We start from the raw sequence: 14,607 nt of genomic DNA on the forward strand, positions 1-14,607 counted from the left end.
TCACTGGCGTACGCTGCGTGTCAGTCCTGTACTCATCCATACCGCGATAAATGACGCCTGCAAAAGACGCATCGGCAAAATGCCCTTGAGACACGGCTCATCGTATTCTCATCGGCATTACCTTCACCGAATCATTGAATTGTTTTCACCAGAACAGCCATTGTGCTTCAATCTGCTCAGTGTTGTTGAACATCTGCCGGGAGTAGGCTTTGGTAGTGCTCATCAATTTCTCCTGTGGTATGTTAGCTTCAACACAAACAACCAGTTAAATCATATGGGCGCCGCCAAAATCCCTCAAACAATCCTATACGGCATAAAAAATTGCGACACAGTGAAAAAGGCCCGCAAATGGCTGGAAGCCAATGACCATGAAGCCAGCTTTCATGATTTTCGCGAGCAGGGTCTGGACGAAAAGACACTCAGTCACTGGGTCAATACGCTGGGGTGGGAGACGGTATTCAACAAACGCTCTACCAGTTTCCGGGAACTGCCTGATTCAGACAAAACGCAGCTCGATGCCGCTAAAGCCATCACGCTGATGCTGGCTAATCCGACGCTGGTTAAACGTCCGGTGCTGACCGATGGCACCCGGGTCATGGTGGGCTTCAAGGCCGCTGACTATGAGGCATGGTTCGCCTGATGAATACTGAACTTATTGATATCGCGAAGGATTTAATCGCACGCCCATCAGTCACTCCTGAGGATGCAGGCTGTCAACAAATGATGTCTGAGTATCTGGCCCCACTTGGCTTTACTATCGAGCCAATGGTGTTTGCCGATACCACCAATCTCTGGGCTCGTCGTGGTACCGGCGGCCCGCTGTTCTGCTTTGCCGGCCACACTGACGTGGTGCCGGCAGGCGATCTGGCGCAGTGGCACACTCCACCTTTTGAACCCAGAGAAATAGACGGCTATCTCCATGGCCGCGGCGCCGCCGACATGAAAGGCTCACTGGCTGCCATGATGGTCGCCACCCGCCGCTTTGTGGAACGCCATCCAGATCATCCGGGCTCGATTGCCTTTCTGATCACCAGCGACGAAGAAGGTCCTTTTATCAACGGTACGCCCAAAGTGATTGACACTCTGGAAGCGCGCAGCGAAAAGATTACCTGGGCACTGGTAGGAGAGCCTTCATCCACCCACCTATTGGGCGATATTGTCAAAAATGGCCGCCGCGGCAGTCTCACCGGCAACCTGACCGTCAAAGGTGTGCAGGGGCATGTAGCCTACCCTCATCTGGCTGATAACCCGGTGCACAAAGCCGCGCCTGCGCTGGCGGAGCTGGCCCGTATTTGCTGGGACAAGGGCAATGAGTTCTTCCCGCCGACCAGTTTCCAGATTGCCAATATTCACGCCGGAACCGGAGCTTCCAATGTCATTCCCGGCGCGCTTGATGTGATGTTCAATTTCCGTTACTCCACCGAGGTCACAGCTGAATCGCTGATCGAACGGGTACTGGGCATTCTGGATGCTCATGGTCTGGATTACGACATCAGCTGGGTTTATAACGGCCTGCCGTTTCTCACTGACAACGGGCCGCTGCTGCAGGCTACCCGCGAGGCGATTTTTGAGGTAACAGGTTTACATACCGATCCCCAGACAACCGGCGGCACCTCTGATGGTCGTTTTATCGCGCCAACCGGTGCGCAGGTCATTGAACTGGGTCCGGTCAATGCCACCATCCACAAAGTCAACGAATGCGTCAAAGTTGCGGATCTTGAGCTACTGGCCTGCTGCTATGAAAAAATCCTGGAAAAGCTGCTGTGCAATTGATCCCCGACGGCCGACTGTACGGCACCAATGAACAGGGTCTGGTTGACGCTGAGGGTATCCTGCTGACGCCTGAGACTCTCGCCGCCTTCAGCGCCATGCAACAGGCAGCAACGGCAGAAGGCATAGATCTCAGGATTTGCTCTGGCTATCGCAGTTTTGAGCGGCAACAAACGATCTGGAATGGCAAAGCCAGCGGCAGACGCCAGCTGCTGGACAAATACTGTCAGCTGGTCAGCCCTGCAGATTATACCGAGGATGAGCTGGTGCAGCTCATCCTTATCTGGTCTGCCCTGCCGGGATGCTCAAGACACCACTGGGGAACCGACATCGATGTATTTGATGCCGCGATGATAAGCCGGGATGATTTGCATCTGATCCCTGCTGAATACCTCGCCGCAGGCCCCTGTCACCAGCTCTACCAATGGCTGCTTGAACATGCCGCCGGATATGGCTTTTATTTTCCATTTCAGGCCGGATTGAGCGGCGTCAGCCCTGAACCCTGGCATTTAAGTTACTTCCCGCAATCAGGCGACTATCTGGCTGCATTTGATATCCAGCAACTGACAACACTGCTGCAAAACAGCGAGTTGCGATTAAAAGGGTCGGTATTGTCGCAACTCGACAAATTGCTTGATGAGTTTGTCTACCGGGTCGCCCCGCCACCAGCGTAACACGCTGCAGGATAGACCAGTTGGCGGGAAAACTGCTGATAGACTTCCGCCGGTGGTAAAACCCCACCTTGACTAAGTAAATTCCAATGAAAATCTTGAAACCCCTGTTTGACAACAATCGCCTGTGGGCAGAGCGGATCCGTCAGGAAAAGCCCGACTTCTTTGAACAACTGGCCCAACAGCAAAATCCGGAATACCTGTGGATTGGCTGCTCCGACAGTCGGGTACCTTCCAATCAAATCATCGATTTAATGCCCGGCGAAGTGTTTGTGCACCGCAATATCGCCAACATGGTGATCCATACCGATCTCAACTGTCTGTCGGTTATTCAATACGCCGTGGAAGTGCTCAGGGTGAAACATATCATGGTGGTTGGCCACTATGGCTGTGGCGGCGTCAAAGCCGCGCTTACCGAGCAACGCCTGGGCCTTATCGACAACTGGCTTGGACATCTGCGCGATGTGTACCGCCTCTACCGGGATGAGATTGATGCGCTGCAGGGCGCCCAAAAAATTGACCGGCTGTGTGAGCTCAACGTCATGGAGCAGGTACACAACGTCGTCAACACCTCTATTGTTCAGGACGCCTGGCAACGGGGTCAGACACTGTCTGTTCACGGCTGGATTTACAGTATCGATAATGGTCTGCTGACCGATCTGGATGTGACCCGGGATCAACACAGCACTTTGCGCTGAACCCATCAATATGATTATTTTTTGATCACTTAAGCATTTGCTTAAGATATACTCGACCGGCATTGTTTCGCTTGCAGAAAGGAGACTCAAATCAATGCCGGGATTCGAATTATTCGGAGCTGAAGAGCGTCAGGAAGTGGCTGATGTGATGGCCAATGGCTTTACCTTCAGATACAACTTCGACGGAATGCGCAACGGTCGCTGGAAGGCCGCTGAAATGGAGCGCATGTTGCAGGACAGACTTCAGGTCCGCCATGCTCATCTGGTATCAAGTGGCACGGCTGCACTGCAAACCGCACTGGCGGCATCCGGCATTGGCGCCGGAGACGAAGTCATTGTTCCACCTTTTACCTTTGTCGCCTCAGTTGAGGCTATCGTCATGGCCGGTGCCATTCCGGTGTTTGCGGAAATTGACGATACCCTGTGCCTCTCCCCCGAAGGCATTGAAGCAGCCATCACCCCCAGAACCCGCGCCGTCAACCTGGTCCACATGTGTGGCAGTATGGGACGGATTGACCAGATCAAAGCCCTGTGCGATCGCCATGGACTGATGTTGCTGGAGGATGCCTGTCAGGCCATTGGCGGCAGCTATCACGGTCAGCCATTGGGCACTTTGGGTCAGGTCGGCTGTTTCTCCTTTGACTCAGTCAAAACCATCAGCTGCGGCGAAGGTGGCGCCATTGTCACCCAATCTGAGACCATCTACCGCAATGCCCATATGTTTTCGGATCATGGCCATGATCACCTGGGCAATGACCGGGGTGCAGAGGGGCATCCCATCATGGGGCTGAATTTCCGGATAAGTGAAATGAACGCGGCCCTGGGAGTGGCACAGCTTCGCAAACTCGATGACATTCTGGCGATTCAGCGTCGCCACAAGACCATGATTAAATCAGCCCTGGCTGACATCGACGAAATCCAGTTCCGGCATCTGCCAGATCCTGCCGGTGACAACGCGGGATTCCTCAGTTTCATGCTGCCCACGGCCGCACGAGCGGTGGAAATCAATCAGAAACTGGGCAGCGCCGGAGTCGACGGCTGTTTTTACTGGTATGGCAACAACTGGCATTATCTGAAAAACTGGCAACATATCCAGCAGCTGAAGGGGCCTGCCAAACTGCCTGTGGCACTTAACAGTGATCTGCCGGATTACCGCCACATTGCACTTCCCCAATCCGATCACATCATGAGCCGCACCCTGTCACTGCTGATCAAACTCAGCTGGAGTGAGCAGGCCATCGCAGAACGCATTCACCACATACGCCGGGCATTTGGGCAAAACTGATAATAAGGAGCGCCACCATGGCATTCAGAAATTTCAAAACTGTGCCCAGGATGATTTTCGGGCGCGGAGCTTTCGCTCAACTGGATGAAGTTCTGGCAGCAGAGCGCCTGCAGGAGCAGGACTTTGTGGTGTTTCTGGTCGATCGGGTACACCAGAACAACGCATTGGCTAAACGTATTCCCAGACAGCCACAGGATATGCTGGTGTGGGTCAATGTTGACGATGAGCCATCAACCCTGCAGGTCGACAGTATCACGCAGGAAGTACAGCGCTTTCATCACCAATTGCCGGTCTCGGTCGTGGGTCTTGGCGGAGGCTCCACCATGGATGTTGCCAAGGCGGTGGCACTGATGCTGACCAACCCGGGCGGCAGTGCCGAATATCAGGGCTGGGATCTGATTAAACAGCCAGCGGTGCATCATATTGGTATTCCGACCATATCCGGTACCGGCGCCGAAGCCTCCCGCACTGCGGTGCTGTGTGGTCCGGTGCGCAAACTCGGACTCAACTCAGATTACACTGTGTTTGACCAGATTATCATGGATCCTGAGCTGACCGATGGCGTGGCAAAAGATCAGTGGTTTTATACCGGTATGGACTGTTATATCCATTGCATCGAGTCGCTGCAGGGCACGTATCTCAATGAATTCTCCAGGGCATTCGGGGAAAAATCGCTGGCACTGTGTCGTCAGGTATTCCTGGAAGATCATCCGGAATCGGCAGACAAGCTGATGATGGCCTCCTATATGGGTGGCATGAGCATCGCCTACAGTCAGGTTGGTGCCTGTCATGCCTTATCCTATGGACTTTCATATGTGCTGGGTTACCACCACGGCATAGGCAACTGCATCGTGTTTGACGTGCTGGACGACTTCTACCCCGAAGGTGTGCAGGAATTCCGGGTGATGCTGCAAAAACACGGCATCACACTGCCCCGCCATATATGCCGGGAATTGCCGGATGAAACCATTGCCGATATGGTCAGAATTGCCAAAGGCATGGCGCCATTGTGGGAAAATGTCTACGGCCCCAACTGGCAGCAACAGGTCACCGATGAACGGTTGACGTCCCTCTACCGGCGCATGTGACGAATCCGGCAATACTGATAAGTGGTGCACATATCACGCGCACAGCCGTGAATGGCGCGCCGTATGGATGCAGGTTGGCCTTGCCGACCTGCATTTTTTGCTTTTCAGACCACAGCGCCGGGAAATTTATCCCAACCGGCAGGTGCCTCCTCTTGCAAGGGGATACAATCGGGTTTACGCTCTGGCACCAACGACCGGACGCCACGGTGGCGTCCTTGCAAAGTAAAAGGTAACTCCATGAATGTAACCCTGTTAATCCCGGCGCGTTATGGCTCCAGCCGTTTTCCAGGTAAGCCACTGGCACCGATTAACGGTAAGCCGATGATCCAGCGTGTCTATGAACGCGCGTCACTGGCTGAGGGGTTGGATAATATCTATGTCGCAACAGACGACCAACGCATCCGTGAAACCGTTGAGGGCTTTGGTGGCAAAGTGGTGATGACCGGCAGTGACGCTGCATCAGGTACCGACCGTCTGGAAGAAGCGGCAACCAACCTGGCACTGCCCGAAGATGAACTGATCATCAACCTGCAGGGTGATCAGCCATTGATTGACCCTATCTGTATCGAACAATTGATCCGTTTATTCAAGGACAACCCGGGTGAATTTGAAATGGCAACTCTGGGTGTGGAAATCCTGCGTCAGGAAGAACGTCACGACCCCAATCACGTCAAACTCGTGTATGACAACGACCATTATGCCATCTACTTCTCCCGCGCTTCCATCCCTCACGGACGGGATACCCGCGAATATCCCATGTACAAGCACCTGGGGATCTATGCCTATACCCGTCGCTTCCTCAACACCTTCGCCAACCTGCCGGTAGGCCGGCTGGAGTCTCTTGAGAAGCTGGAGCAGCTGCGCGCACTGGAAAATGGTTATAAAATCAAAGTTGCTATCGGCGCTTTTGACTCACCGGAAGTTGACACGCCTGCCGATATCCGCAAGTGTGAGCAAATGTTGTCAGTTGACTGAAATGATTGAGGATATCCTATGTCGGACTGGGAAGCCCTGTTACTGGTATTGCTGATTGTCGGTATTATTGCCAGCAATCTGGTGGTGCTCAAACACACCGCCAGGTTCAAAATGCACCAGTTTGGCGATCATAAGGATAAATCCATCAAATCAGACAACAAAGACAAGCAGGATGCCGGGCAGAGTCAGTATCCCAAATACCGGGAATGGGATGATGACAAGCCCGATTGAGCGTGCTCAATCATAAACAAACAGCCAGTCGTTTGACTGGCTGTTTTTTGCGTTAGTCATTCAATCTGCGAGGATTATCAACGTTCCAGCTCCCGCTCAAGCCGGCGGGTCACTTCATCCGGAGTTGTGGTAAAGGGGGCCAGCAGACTGTAAGCGACCGGCACCACCAACAGGGTAAATACCGTTGCCACCACTATGCCACTGAGGACTACGACACCTATCACAAAACGGGTTTCAGAGCCGGCACCAAAAGACAGCACCAGCGGTACTGCACCGGCCGCCGTGGTAATCCCCGTCATCAGAATAGGCCGCAGACGCTGACAGGATGCGCTGATCAGCGCCTCGCGAAATTCCAGTCCCTGATCCCTGAGCTGGTTGGCAAACTCCACAATCAAAATGCCGTTTTTCGCCGCCAATCCCACCAGCATGATAATACCTATCTGACTGTAGATATTCAGACTCTGCCCGGTGAAATACAGTCCCAGCAGCGCCCCCAGGGTGGCTAATGGCACAGTCAGCATGATTACCAATGGGTGAATATAACTTTCAAATTGGGCCGCCAGCACCAGAAACACGATGCCCAGCGCCAGAATGAATACAAAGTACATGCTGGAGCCGGATTCCTGATAATCCAGTGACTGGCCTTTATAGCTCACCACAGCCTCCACCGGCAGCCATTCACGCACCAGCCCGTTGAGATAATCCAGCGCTTCCCCCAGGCTGTATCCTTCAGCCAGATTGGCCTCCAGCGTAATGGCACGCATGCGGTTATAACGATTCAGGCTGGATGCGTCCGCATACTCCTCAACCGATACCAGATTCGACAGCGGGATCAGTTCACCGCTGCGCTCTGAACGCACATAAATATTGCTCAAATCACTGGCAGTATTCTGTTGCTGACGCTCGCCCTCAACAATCACATCATACTCCTCACCGTCACGCAAAAAGGTGGTGACCAGACGGGAGCCGAGCATGGACTCCAGCGTCCTGCCGATATGGGCAATAGACACCCCCATGTCGGCAGCCCGATCTTTATCTATCACTACCCGCAGCTGCGGTTTGGTTTCCTGATAGTCGTGATCCAGCCCCAGCAAACCCGGATTTTCCTTGGCCTTTTCCAGAATAATATCGCGCCACTGTGCCAGCTCCTCATAGGTTGGCCCACCCAGTACAAACTGCACCGGCTTGCCAACGCCGCGACCAAATGCCTGACGCATCACCGGAAACGCCCGGATGCCGGCCAAATCCGACAGGCGGTTGCGGATATCGGCGGCGATCTCATTGGCCGGACGACGCTGCGCCCAATCATTCAGCACAATAATGGCCATGCCTCCGGAAAAATCCGCCACACTGCCCCAGCCCCTTGGCGCCCTGATCAACAAACGGTTGATATCACCCGATTCCACCAACGGCATCAGACGGGCCTCCACCTCATTCATGTACTGCTCGATATAGTCGTAGCTGGCGCCCTGAGGCCCGTTTACCATCAAAAATATCCCGCCCCGATCCTCCATGGGGGCAAATTCCTGAGGTAACTTTTTCACCAGATAGATACTGGCCGCCAGCGCTGCCACTGCCAGCAAAACCACCAGATAGGGCGCACCGATGGCGCGATTGAGCATAGCGGCGTAACCGCGTGCCATGGCATTCATGGCACGCTCGACCTGCCGCACCAGCCAGGGCTCCTGCTCAGCGCTTTTGAGCACCTTGGAGCACATCATGGGACTCAGCGTCAGCGCCACGACACTGGAGAAAATCACCGCGGCGCTCATCGCCACGGCGAACTCCTTGAACAGCTTACCCAAATCCCCTTCCAGGAAGGTGATGGGCATAAACACTGACACCAGCACCAGCGTGGTCGCAATAACCGCAAATGCCACCTGTCTGGCACCCAGAAACGCAGCTTTCAGCGGGCTTTCGCCCGCTTCAATGCGCCGGTGAATATTCTCGAGCATCACAATGGCATCATCCACCACCATGCCGATGGCAAGGATCATCGCCAGCAAGGTCAACAGATTAATGGTGTAACCCAGCGCGTACAGCACGATAAAGGTCGACAGCAAAGACACTGGCACCGCAAGTGCCGGGATCAGCATGGCGCGGACACTGCCAAGAAACAGATAAATCACCACAATCACCAGTATCATGGCGATAAACAGCGTCTGATAGACCTCGTTGATGGACGCCTCAATAAATACCGAGCTGTCGTAGGATTTTTTAATTTCCATGCCCACAGGCAACGACAGATTCAACTCATCCGCCAGTGCGTTCGCGGCCCTGGCGACATCCAGTGTATTGGCGGTGGACTGTTTTGCCACGCCCAGACCAATCATCGACTCGCCGTTACCGCGGAACATGATGCGATCTTCTTCCGAGCCCACCTCGACTCTGGCCACATCTCCCAGCCGCACCAAATGACCATCATGGCCTTCACTGAGCACCAGTGCGGCAAAATCTTCACTGGTCTGGAAGCTGCGCTCCACCCGTACCGAAAAATGTCGCTCCACGGATTCGATTGAACCTGCCGGTAACTCCACATTCTGGGCTCTGAGTGCCTGCTCGACATCACTGACGGTCAATGAGTGCGCTGCAAGCGCCTGACGGTTCAGCCACACCCGCATGGCATACACTTTACCGCCACCAACCCGGATAGTGGCGACGCCATCAAGGGCTGAAAATCGGTCCACCAGATAACGGCGGGCATAGTCGGTCAGCTCCAGGGTATTGAGGCGATCGGAAACCAGATTCAGCCACATGATCACTTCATCACTGGAATTCGCCTTGCGCACTTCCGGGGGATCTGCCTCCTGGGGCAAATTGTTTAGCAAACCGGAAATCCGGTCTCGAATATCATTGGTGGCCGCTTCGATATCGCGGCCCACATCAAACTCAAGCGTTACACTGGAGCGTCCGTCCCGACTGCTGGAGCTGATATGGCGTATGCCCTCTACCCCGCTGACTCTATCTTCCACCACCTGAGTGATGCGGCTTTCCACCACGGCAGCACTGGCCCCGCGATAACTGGTTTCCACTGACACCACGGGCGGATCGATATCCGGATATTCACGCAGTGGCAGCTTGTCGAAGGAGACCAATCCCAGGATCACCAGCAGCAGGCTGATTACCGATGCCAGCACCGGTCGTTTTACTGAAATATCAGTCAGCATCATCAGCTGCGCTCCCCAACACCGGCGGTTTTAAAGGAGAACTTCTCCCCCTGCTCCACAGTTACCGGGCTGCCGGGTCTGACCTTCATAATGCCACGGATAACCAGTACCTCACCGGGCGTCAGTCCCTCGACAATTTCTACCCGGCCGCGGGTTCTGGCGCCAATACTGACCTGCCTTTTATCGATTTTGCCATCCACCACCAGATACACATAATGGTGCTCACCCAGCGGAATAATGGCGGACTCCGGCACCATGATGGCATCCCGGGTGTCACGGATGAGCTTTACCTGCATCAGCATGCCGGGCAGCAGCTTCATCTGCGGATTGGCAATCTCCGCCCGCACGGTCACCGCCCGGGTATTGGGGTCAACCCGGCTGTCAATTCCGGTCACCTTGCCAATAAAAGTCTGACCGGGATACGCCGTGCTGAGCGCCTCGACCTGCTTACCGGGCAACATCTGCGAAATGAAACGCTCAGGCACGGTAAAGTCCAGCTTAACCACAGAAATATCATCGAGGGTGGTTATCAGGGTGCCGGGAGTAACCAGACCACCCACACTGATCTGCCGCAGCCCGAGTCGACCGGCAAAAGGCGCATTGATCTGCCGGTCGGCCAGTGCAGACTGCGCGGCCTCAAGTTCAGCTCTGGCGGTATCCAGCAATGACTGCAACCGGTCCCGCTCCAGCTCCGCCACTGTCTTATTACTGACCAGAGAGCGGATCCGCGCCAGCTCGCGCATTTGTTCCTGCAGTTTAATTTCAGCCGCTTTAACCTTGGCGGCCTGCTCTGTGCTTTGCAGCTGCACCAACAGCTGACCGGCTTTGATCAGCTGGCCATCATTGAAATGAACCTGTGTTACCCGCTCGGTGACTTTCGGCGTAATGGCCACTGATTCATTGGCCTTGAGGGTGCCAAGAGCTTCCACCTCATCCCTGACAGATGCTATCGCAACTTGAGTGACCACGACCTGCACGGGGGCAGATGAAACTTCCCGGACAGGCGAAGCCTGCCGGGGCCAGTACAAGTAACCGGCCACGACGATACCCAGCACCGCCAAAGCTATTATTATTTTTTTCATTACTGCTTCTATCCTGCTGAAATCTCAAGTTAGTTTACAATCATGCAAACTTACATCAAGTGACTTTACCTTTGGTTACAGAATATTGCCCGTAAAAAAAATGCTGCAGGTAACCACATGGATTGCAATACGCACAGCACATGGTAAAGGTCAGCGGCCACAATCAAGCAACGGGTATGTCAGGCCGCGACAGATAAACAGGAAATACAGCAAAAAGAGATACAGCGAAGCGAAAAGAGATATAGGGAAAAGAGATACCGAGCCCGCTCCATCGACGGAAGAACAATCAGATCTGGTACAGCGGCGCACTTTGATTGGTCAAACCTTCCGCTGCCTGATGAGCAATAACGGCAACGAGGCAAACGGGAAAGTGCCGGCAAACAAGCATAAAAAAAGCGCCCGCAGGCGCTTTTCACAAAGAATTGATTCAGCGAACCTTGCGGTCTTCACTCATCAAATCCCTGAAGGCGTTATAAACACCGTCGATGGTCTCATTGTCCAGCGGCTCATCAGCGATGGTACGCAGCAGCATACGTGTTTTATCAGGATTGTCCGTGGTTTCCAGCAAAAGTCTGTATCCGCCTTTCTTCAGAGGCAGTTGCTGATCACCCCACAGAGAACTCCAGAAGCCTGAGTCATCATCGTAGTTCAGGAACACCAGTTTCTTGCTGCGGTCCATATCAGAGACCTCAAAACCCATCTCAGGCAGCACGATACGCAGGCGATCCCACACTTTGTCAAAACCGGCATCGGCGACAAAATAGGATTGTTCACCGTCTTCCAGCGTCACCGGAATACCCAGGCTTTGCTCTACCCGCTTGGCGCGCAGCGCTGACTCACGCTGCAAACTCATATAACCGATAGCTGAGTTCAGCATATCCACGGTATAGCGGCGCTTATCCTCACCGGTCAACGCGGTCTCTTTGGCGTCACCGTCATAGCTTTCCTGATGGTCCAGCAACTCGATAACAATGGCGCCGGTACGGCCATGGGGACGAACCTGCACATCGAAGCGATATTTCTGTTTCAGGCTGTATACCTTGTCCGAGCCGAACATACTGGAGTCGATCACTTCGTCATAATCAATCCAGTCGGTATCTATGATACCTGAGTCGAAATTGGCACTGGCAACACCGATATCACGCTTGGCCAAAAAAGCCAGCAGATAGTCGTAGATCTCTTTTTTCAAATCGATACTGTTGTCCACCGACTCAACCACGACCTTAATACTGTCGCTGCCCTCTTCCACATGAGTGCCTTCTGCCATTGGCAACACCTGCAGAGGCGGGCGAATATCCAGTTTCGCCCCCAGCAGTGATGCATCGGCCTTGGGACCCAGCTCGGGGATAGCAAATTCTCGGCTGTAGTGGGGCGCCTTCAAACCGGCGGGGATAGTCAGTTCAGCGCGGTCGCTGCCGGCATTCAGGTACTCTTCATTGCCGTTGGCCTGACGTCGCTCCATAGGCGTACTGCAGGCAGCCAGAGTGGACACCAGCAGTACAGGGGTAAGATGCTTAAGCATGTATCAGATAACCTCTATTCGGGCTTTGTTCATCGCCTGCTCTAATTGACCATGATAGGTATCAGAAAGTTCAGTCAAAGGCAGACGAATATAGTTATTATTTATCAGCCCCATGCGATGGACTGCCCATTTTACCGGAATAGGATTGGCTTCACAGAACAGCTCCCGGTACAAGCCTCGCAGCGGCTCATCATACTGACGCGCCAGCTCTGCATTGCCCGAGCGCGCCGCATCACACATGGCTTTGAATGCCTTTGGAGCGACGTTGTTGGCGACTGAAATCACCCCATTACCGCCCAGCAACAAAAACTCACAGGCCGTGGCATCATCACCACTATAGAGTTTGAAATCAGCACCGCACAGTTCACGCAGACGGCTGACCCGCATCAGATCGCCGGTCGCTTCCTTAACCCCTATGATATTGCTGACCACAGCCAGCTCAGCCACGGTTTCTGGCAGTAAATCCACCGCCGTGCGTCCGGGCACATTGTAAAGGATCTGAGGAATATCGGTACTGGCTGCCACGGCTTGATAGTGCGCAATCAGCCCCTTTTGAGTGGGCTTGTTGTAATAGGGCGTCACGCCCAGCATGGCATCGACACCCACTTTTGCCAGAGCCTGAGTCAGCTCAATGGCCTCAGCAGTGGCATTGCCGCCATTACCGGCAATAACAGGCAACCTGCCCGCCGCAAATTTGACCGTATGGGCTACAACGTCAACATGTTCAGTGACCGGCAGGGTCGCCGACTCACCGGTCGTCCCGACGGCAACGATAGCATCCGTTCCCTCATTGATATGAAACTCCACCAGTCTCTCCAAACTGGCATAATCGACTTTGCCCTCGCCTGTCATCGGCGTGATCAGGGCAACAATGCTTCCGTTTAACATCTGACTTCCCCAAGAATTCTGGAGAAGCTATGGTACTGATGCTGCAGAATAATGACAAGCGGACACAGGGGTATCAAAACGAATAAGTTATGGTAGCATTAGTGCCCGCGTCGCCCGCGTATCCGTTGGGCGCTCAAATTGATGTCGACATTACGAGGAAAATTCATGACCAACCACCTGGTCGTTACTGCCATGGGGGCCGACCGTCCCGGCATTGTCAGTAAACTGGCGCGTCTTGCCAGTGATTGTGACTGTGACATTGTGGACAGTCGCATGGCCATTTTTGGAAACGAATTCACTTTGATCATGATGGTGTCCGGCTCCTGGTCTGCCATCACCAAAATTGAAACCAGCCTGCCCAGCCTGAGTCTGGAGCTGGAACTGCTGACGGTGATGAAACGGACCTCAACCCACACGCCGCAGAATTATATCTCCAGAATCGAAGTGACCTTCAGCGGCCAGGATCAGCGAGGTACCATGAAGCGCATTACGCAATTCCTCGCCGATCGGGCGCTGGATCTCGCCGCCGTCCGCTCTCATGCCGAGGAAGATGCCCAGGGGCAACAGCATCAATCGATTTTCCTGGCGATTAATATTCCGGAAAAAGTTGAACTGGATAAGCTGGAAAAAAGTATCTATCAGCTGGCAGAAGAGCTGTCGCTGGAATGCAGCATCAAGCACATGCTGTAGTTAACGCCGCAGCCTGCCTTTATCTCTTAGCAGAACTCACACAAGGATTTACCCATGAACACTCTGGTCGCCGGTGATAAGGCCCCTATGTTTACCCTTAAGGATCAACACAATCAGGATGTTTCTCTGGCGCAATGTCTCAAGCATGGTCCGGTTGTGGTGTACTTCTATCCCAAGGCGCTGACCCCCGGCTGCACTGTGCAGGCCTGTGGTCTGCGTGACAGCAAAGCCAGGCTGGATGCCCTCAGGGTAACGGTATTGGGGATAAGTCCGGATCCGGCCAGCAAACTGGCAAAATTCACTGACAAGCATGAACTGAACTTCCCGCTGCTCAGCGATGAAGACCATGCCGTTGCCGATGGCTTTGGCGTCTGGGGGGAAAAGAAGTTTATGGGCAAAATTTACGACGGCATTCACCGCATCAGCTTCCTGATAGCTCAGGATGGCACAGTGCAGCATGTGTTTGATAAGTTCAAAACCAAAGACCATCACCAGGTGGTGCTTGACTATCTAAGCCGCTGATATCCGGCTCAACATAAA

14 protein-coding genes are annotated in these 14,607 nt (G+C 53.8%); 10 read left to right on the forward strand and 4 right to left on the reverse strand.

The genetic code is table 11. From position 1 onward, the window contains the following. The first annotated feature begins 274 nt into the window (after window positions 1-274). From ACRRUX_RS03460 to ACRRUX_RS03495, 8 genes are all read left to right on the forward strand, one after another. Window positions 275-640 (forward strand): ArsC family reductase, encoded by a 366-nt coding sequence (locus ACRRUX_RS03460; protein ID WP_432527190.1) that lies wholly within the window; start codon window positions 275-277, stop codon window positions 638-640. Then, window positions 640-1,773 (forward strand): succinyl-diaminopimelate desuccinylase, encoded by a 1,134-nt coding sequence (gene dapE, locus ACRRUX_RS03465; RefSeq protein WP_432527192.1) that lies wholly within the window; start codon window positions 640-642, stop codon window positions 1,771-1,773. The genes ACRRUX_RS03460 and dapE overlap by 1 nt, the downstream gene beginning before the upstream one ends. Further along, on the forward strand, window positions 1,764-2,444 hold the full coding sequence (locus tag ACRRUX_RS03470) for a M15 family metallopeptidase (RefSeq protein ID WP_432527194.1): 681 nt from the start codon (window positions 1,764-1,766) through the stop codon (window positions 2,442-2,444). Before dapE ends, ACRRUX_RS03470 begins: the two co-directional genes overlap by 10 nt. A gap of 86 nt (window positions 2,445-2,530) precedes the next feature. Then, window positions 2,531-3,139: a carbonate dehydratase gene (gene can / locus ACRRUX_RS03475; RefSeq protein ID WP_432527196.1), complete on the forward strand. Its 609-nt coding sequence runs from the start codon at window positions 2,531-2,533 to the stop codon at window positions 3,137-3,139. Between the two features lie 94 nt (window positions 3,140-3,233). Continuing rightward, window positions 3,234-4,424, forward strand: coding sequence for a DegT/DnrJ/EryC1/StrS family aminotransferase (locus tag ACRRUX_RS03480; RefSeq protein WP_432527198.1), 1,191 nt, complete (start codon window positions 3,234-3,236; stop codon window positions 4,422-4,424). A gap of 17 nt (window positions 4,425-4,441) precedes the next feature. Continuing rightward, window positions 4,442-5,512 (forward strand): iron-containing alcohol dehydrogenase family protein, encoded by a 1,071-nt coding sequence (locus tag ACRRUX_RS03485; RefSeq protein WP_432527200.1) that lies wholly within the window; start codon window positions 4,442-4,444, stop codon window positions 5,510-5,512. Between the two features lie 237 nt (window positions 5,513-5,749). Beyond that, complete coding sequence (gene kdsB, locus ACRRUX_RS03490; protein ID WP_432527202.1) at window positions 5,750-6,487, forward strand: 3-deoxy-manno-octulosonate cytidylyltransferase; 738 nt, start codon at window positions 5,750-5,752, stop codon at window positions 6,485-6,487. Between the two features lie 18 nt (window positions 6,488-6,505). After that, window positions 6,506-6,718: a DUF2897 family protein gene (locus ACRRUX_RS03495; RefSeq protein ID WP_432527204.1), complete on the forward strand. Its 213-nt coding sequence runs from the start codon at window positions 6,506-6,508 to the stop codon at window positions 6,716-6,718. Window positions 6,719-6,795: 77 nt separating this feature from the next. Here the strand turns inward: ACRRUX_RS03495 and ACRRUX_RS03500 are convergent, their stop codons facing one another. From ACRRUX_RS03500 to dapA, 4 genes are all read right to left on the reverse strand, one after another. After that, window positions 6,796-9,888 (reverse strand): efflux RND transporter permease subunit, encoded by a 3,093-nt coding sequence (locus ACRRUX_RS03500; protein WP_432527206.1) that lies wholly within the window; start codon window positions 9,886-9,888, stop codon window positions 6,796-6,798. After that, window positions 9,888-10,967, reverse strand: coding sequence for an efflux RND transporter periplasmic adaptor subunit (locus ACRRUX_RS03505; RefSeq protein WP_432527208.1), 1,080 nt, complete (start codon window positions 10,965-10,967; stop codon window positions 9,888-9,890). Before ACRRUX_RS03505 ends, ACRRUX_RS03500 begins: the two co-directional genes overlap by 1 nt. Before the next feature lie 427 nt (window positions 10,968-11,394). Then, window positions 11,395-12,489 carry an outer membrane protein assembly factor BamC gene (gene bamC / locus ACRRUX_RS03510; RefSeq protein WP_432527210.1) on the reverse strand — a complete coding sequence of 365 codons (1,095 nt, stop codon included), beginning with the start codon at window positions 12,487-12,489 and terminating at the stop codon, window positions 11,395-11,397. 3 nt (window positions 12,490-12,492) lie between these two features. Further along, window positions 12,493-13,377, reverse strand: coding sequence for a 4-hydroxy-tetrahydrodipicolinate synthase (gene dapA / locus ACRRUX_RS03515; protein WP_432527212.1), 885 nt, complete (start codon window positions 13,375-13,377; stop codon window positions 12,493-12,495). A 165-nt stretch (window positions 13,378-13,542) separates the two neighbouring features. On the opposite strand from dapA, the gene ACRRUX_RS03520 reads away from it, so the two are divergent. After that, entirely contained in the window at window positions 13,543-14,067 is a 525-nt protein-coding gene (locus tag ACRRUX_RS03520) for a glycine cleavage system protein R (RefSeq protein WP_432527214.1), read from the forward strand. A 54-nt stretch (window positions 14,068-14,121) separates the two neighbouring features. Next, a complete protein-coding gene (gene bcp / locus ACRRUX_RS03525) occupies window positions 14,122-14,589 on the forward strand; it encodes a thioredoxin-dependent thiol peroxidase (protein ID WP_432527216.1) in 468 nt (155 codons plus the stop codon). The last annotated feature ends 18 nt before the right edge of the window (window positions 14,590-14,607 follow it).

The organism is Shewanella sp. GXUN23E, assembly GCF_050865035.1.
GTDB lineage: Bacteria > Pseudomonadota > Gammaproteobacteria > Enterobacterales > Shewanellaceae > Shewanella.

Excerpts from the sequence above, each read along its gene's own strand:
- ACRRUX_RS03460 (WP_432527190.1), top strand. The coding sequence starts at position 275 with ATGGGCGCCGCCAAAATCCCTCAAACAATCCTATACGGCATAAAAAAT.
- dapE (WP_432527192.1), top strand. The coding sequence starts at position 640 with ATGAATACTGAACTTATTGATATCGCGAAGGATTTAATCGCACGCCCA.
- can (WP_432527196.1), top strand. The coding sequence starts at position 2,531 with ATGAAAATCTTGAAACCCCTGTTTGACAACAATCGCCTGTGGGCAGAG.
- ACRRUX_RS03480 (WP_432527198.1), top strand. The coding sequence starts at position 3,234 with ATGCCGGGATTCGAATTATTCGGAGCTGAAGAGCGTCAGGAAGTGGCT.
- ACRRUX_RS03485 (WP_432527200.1), top strand. The coding sequence starts at position 4,442 with ATGGCATTCAGAAATTTCAAAACTGTGCCCAGGATGATTTTCGGGCGC.
- kdsB (WP_432527202.1), top strand. The coding sequence starts at position 5,750 with ATGAATGTAACCCTGTTAATCCCGGCGCGTTATGGCTCCAGCCGTTTT.
- ACRRUX_RS03495 (WP_432527204.1), top strand. The coding sequence starts at position 6,506 with ATGTCGGACTGGGAAGCCCTGTTACTGGTATTGCTGATTGTCGGTATT.
- ACRRUX_RS03500 (WP_432527206.1), bottom strand. The coding sequence starts at position 9,888 with ATGATGCTGACTGATATTTCAGTAAAACGACCGGTGCTGGCATCGGTA.
- ACRRUX_RS03505 (WP_432527208.1), bottom strand. The coding sequence starts at position 10,967 with ATGAAAAAAATAATAATAGCTTTGGCGGTGCTGGGTATCGTCGTGGCC.
- bamC (WP_432527210.1), bottom strand. The coding sequence starts at position 12,489 with ATGCTTAAGCATCTTACCCCTGTACTGCTGGTGTCCACTCTGGCTGCC.
- dapA (WP_432527212.1), bottom strand. The coding sequence starts at position 13,377 with ATGTTAAACGGAAGCATTGTTGCCCTGATCACGCCGATGACAGGCGAG.
- ACRRUX_RS03520 (WP_432527214.1), top strand. The coding sequence starts at position 13,543 with ATGACCAACCACCTGGTCGTTACTGCCATGGGGGCCGACCGTCCCGGC.
- bcp (WP_432527216.1), top strand. The coding sequence starts at position 14,122 with ATGAACACTCTGGTCGCCGGTGATAAGGCCCCTATGTTTACCCTTAAG.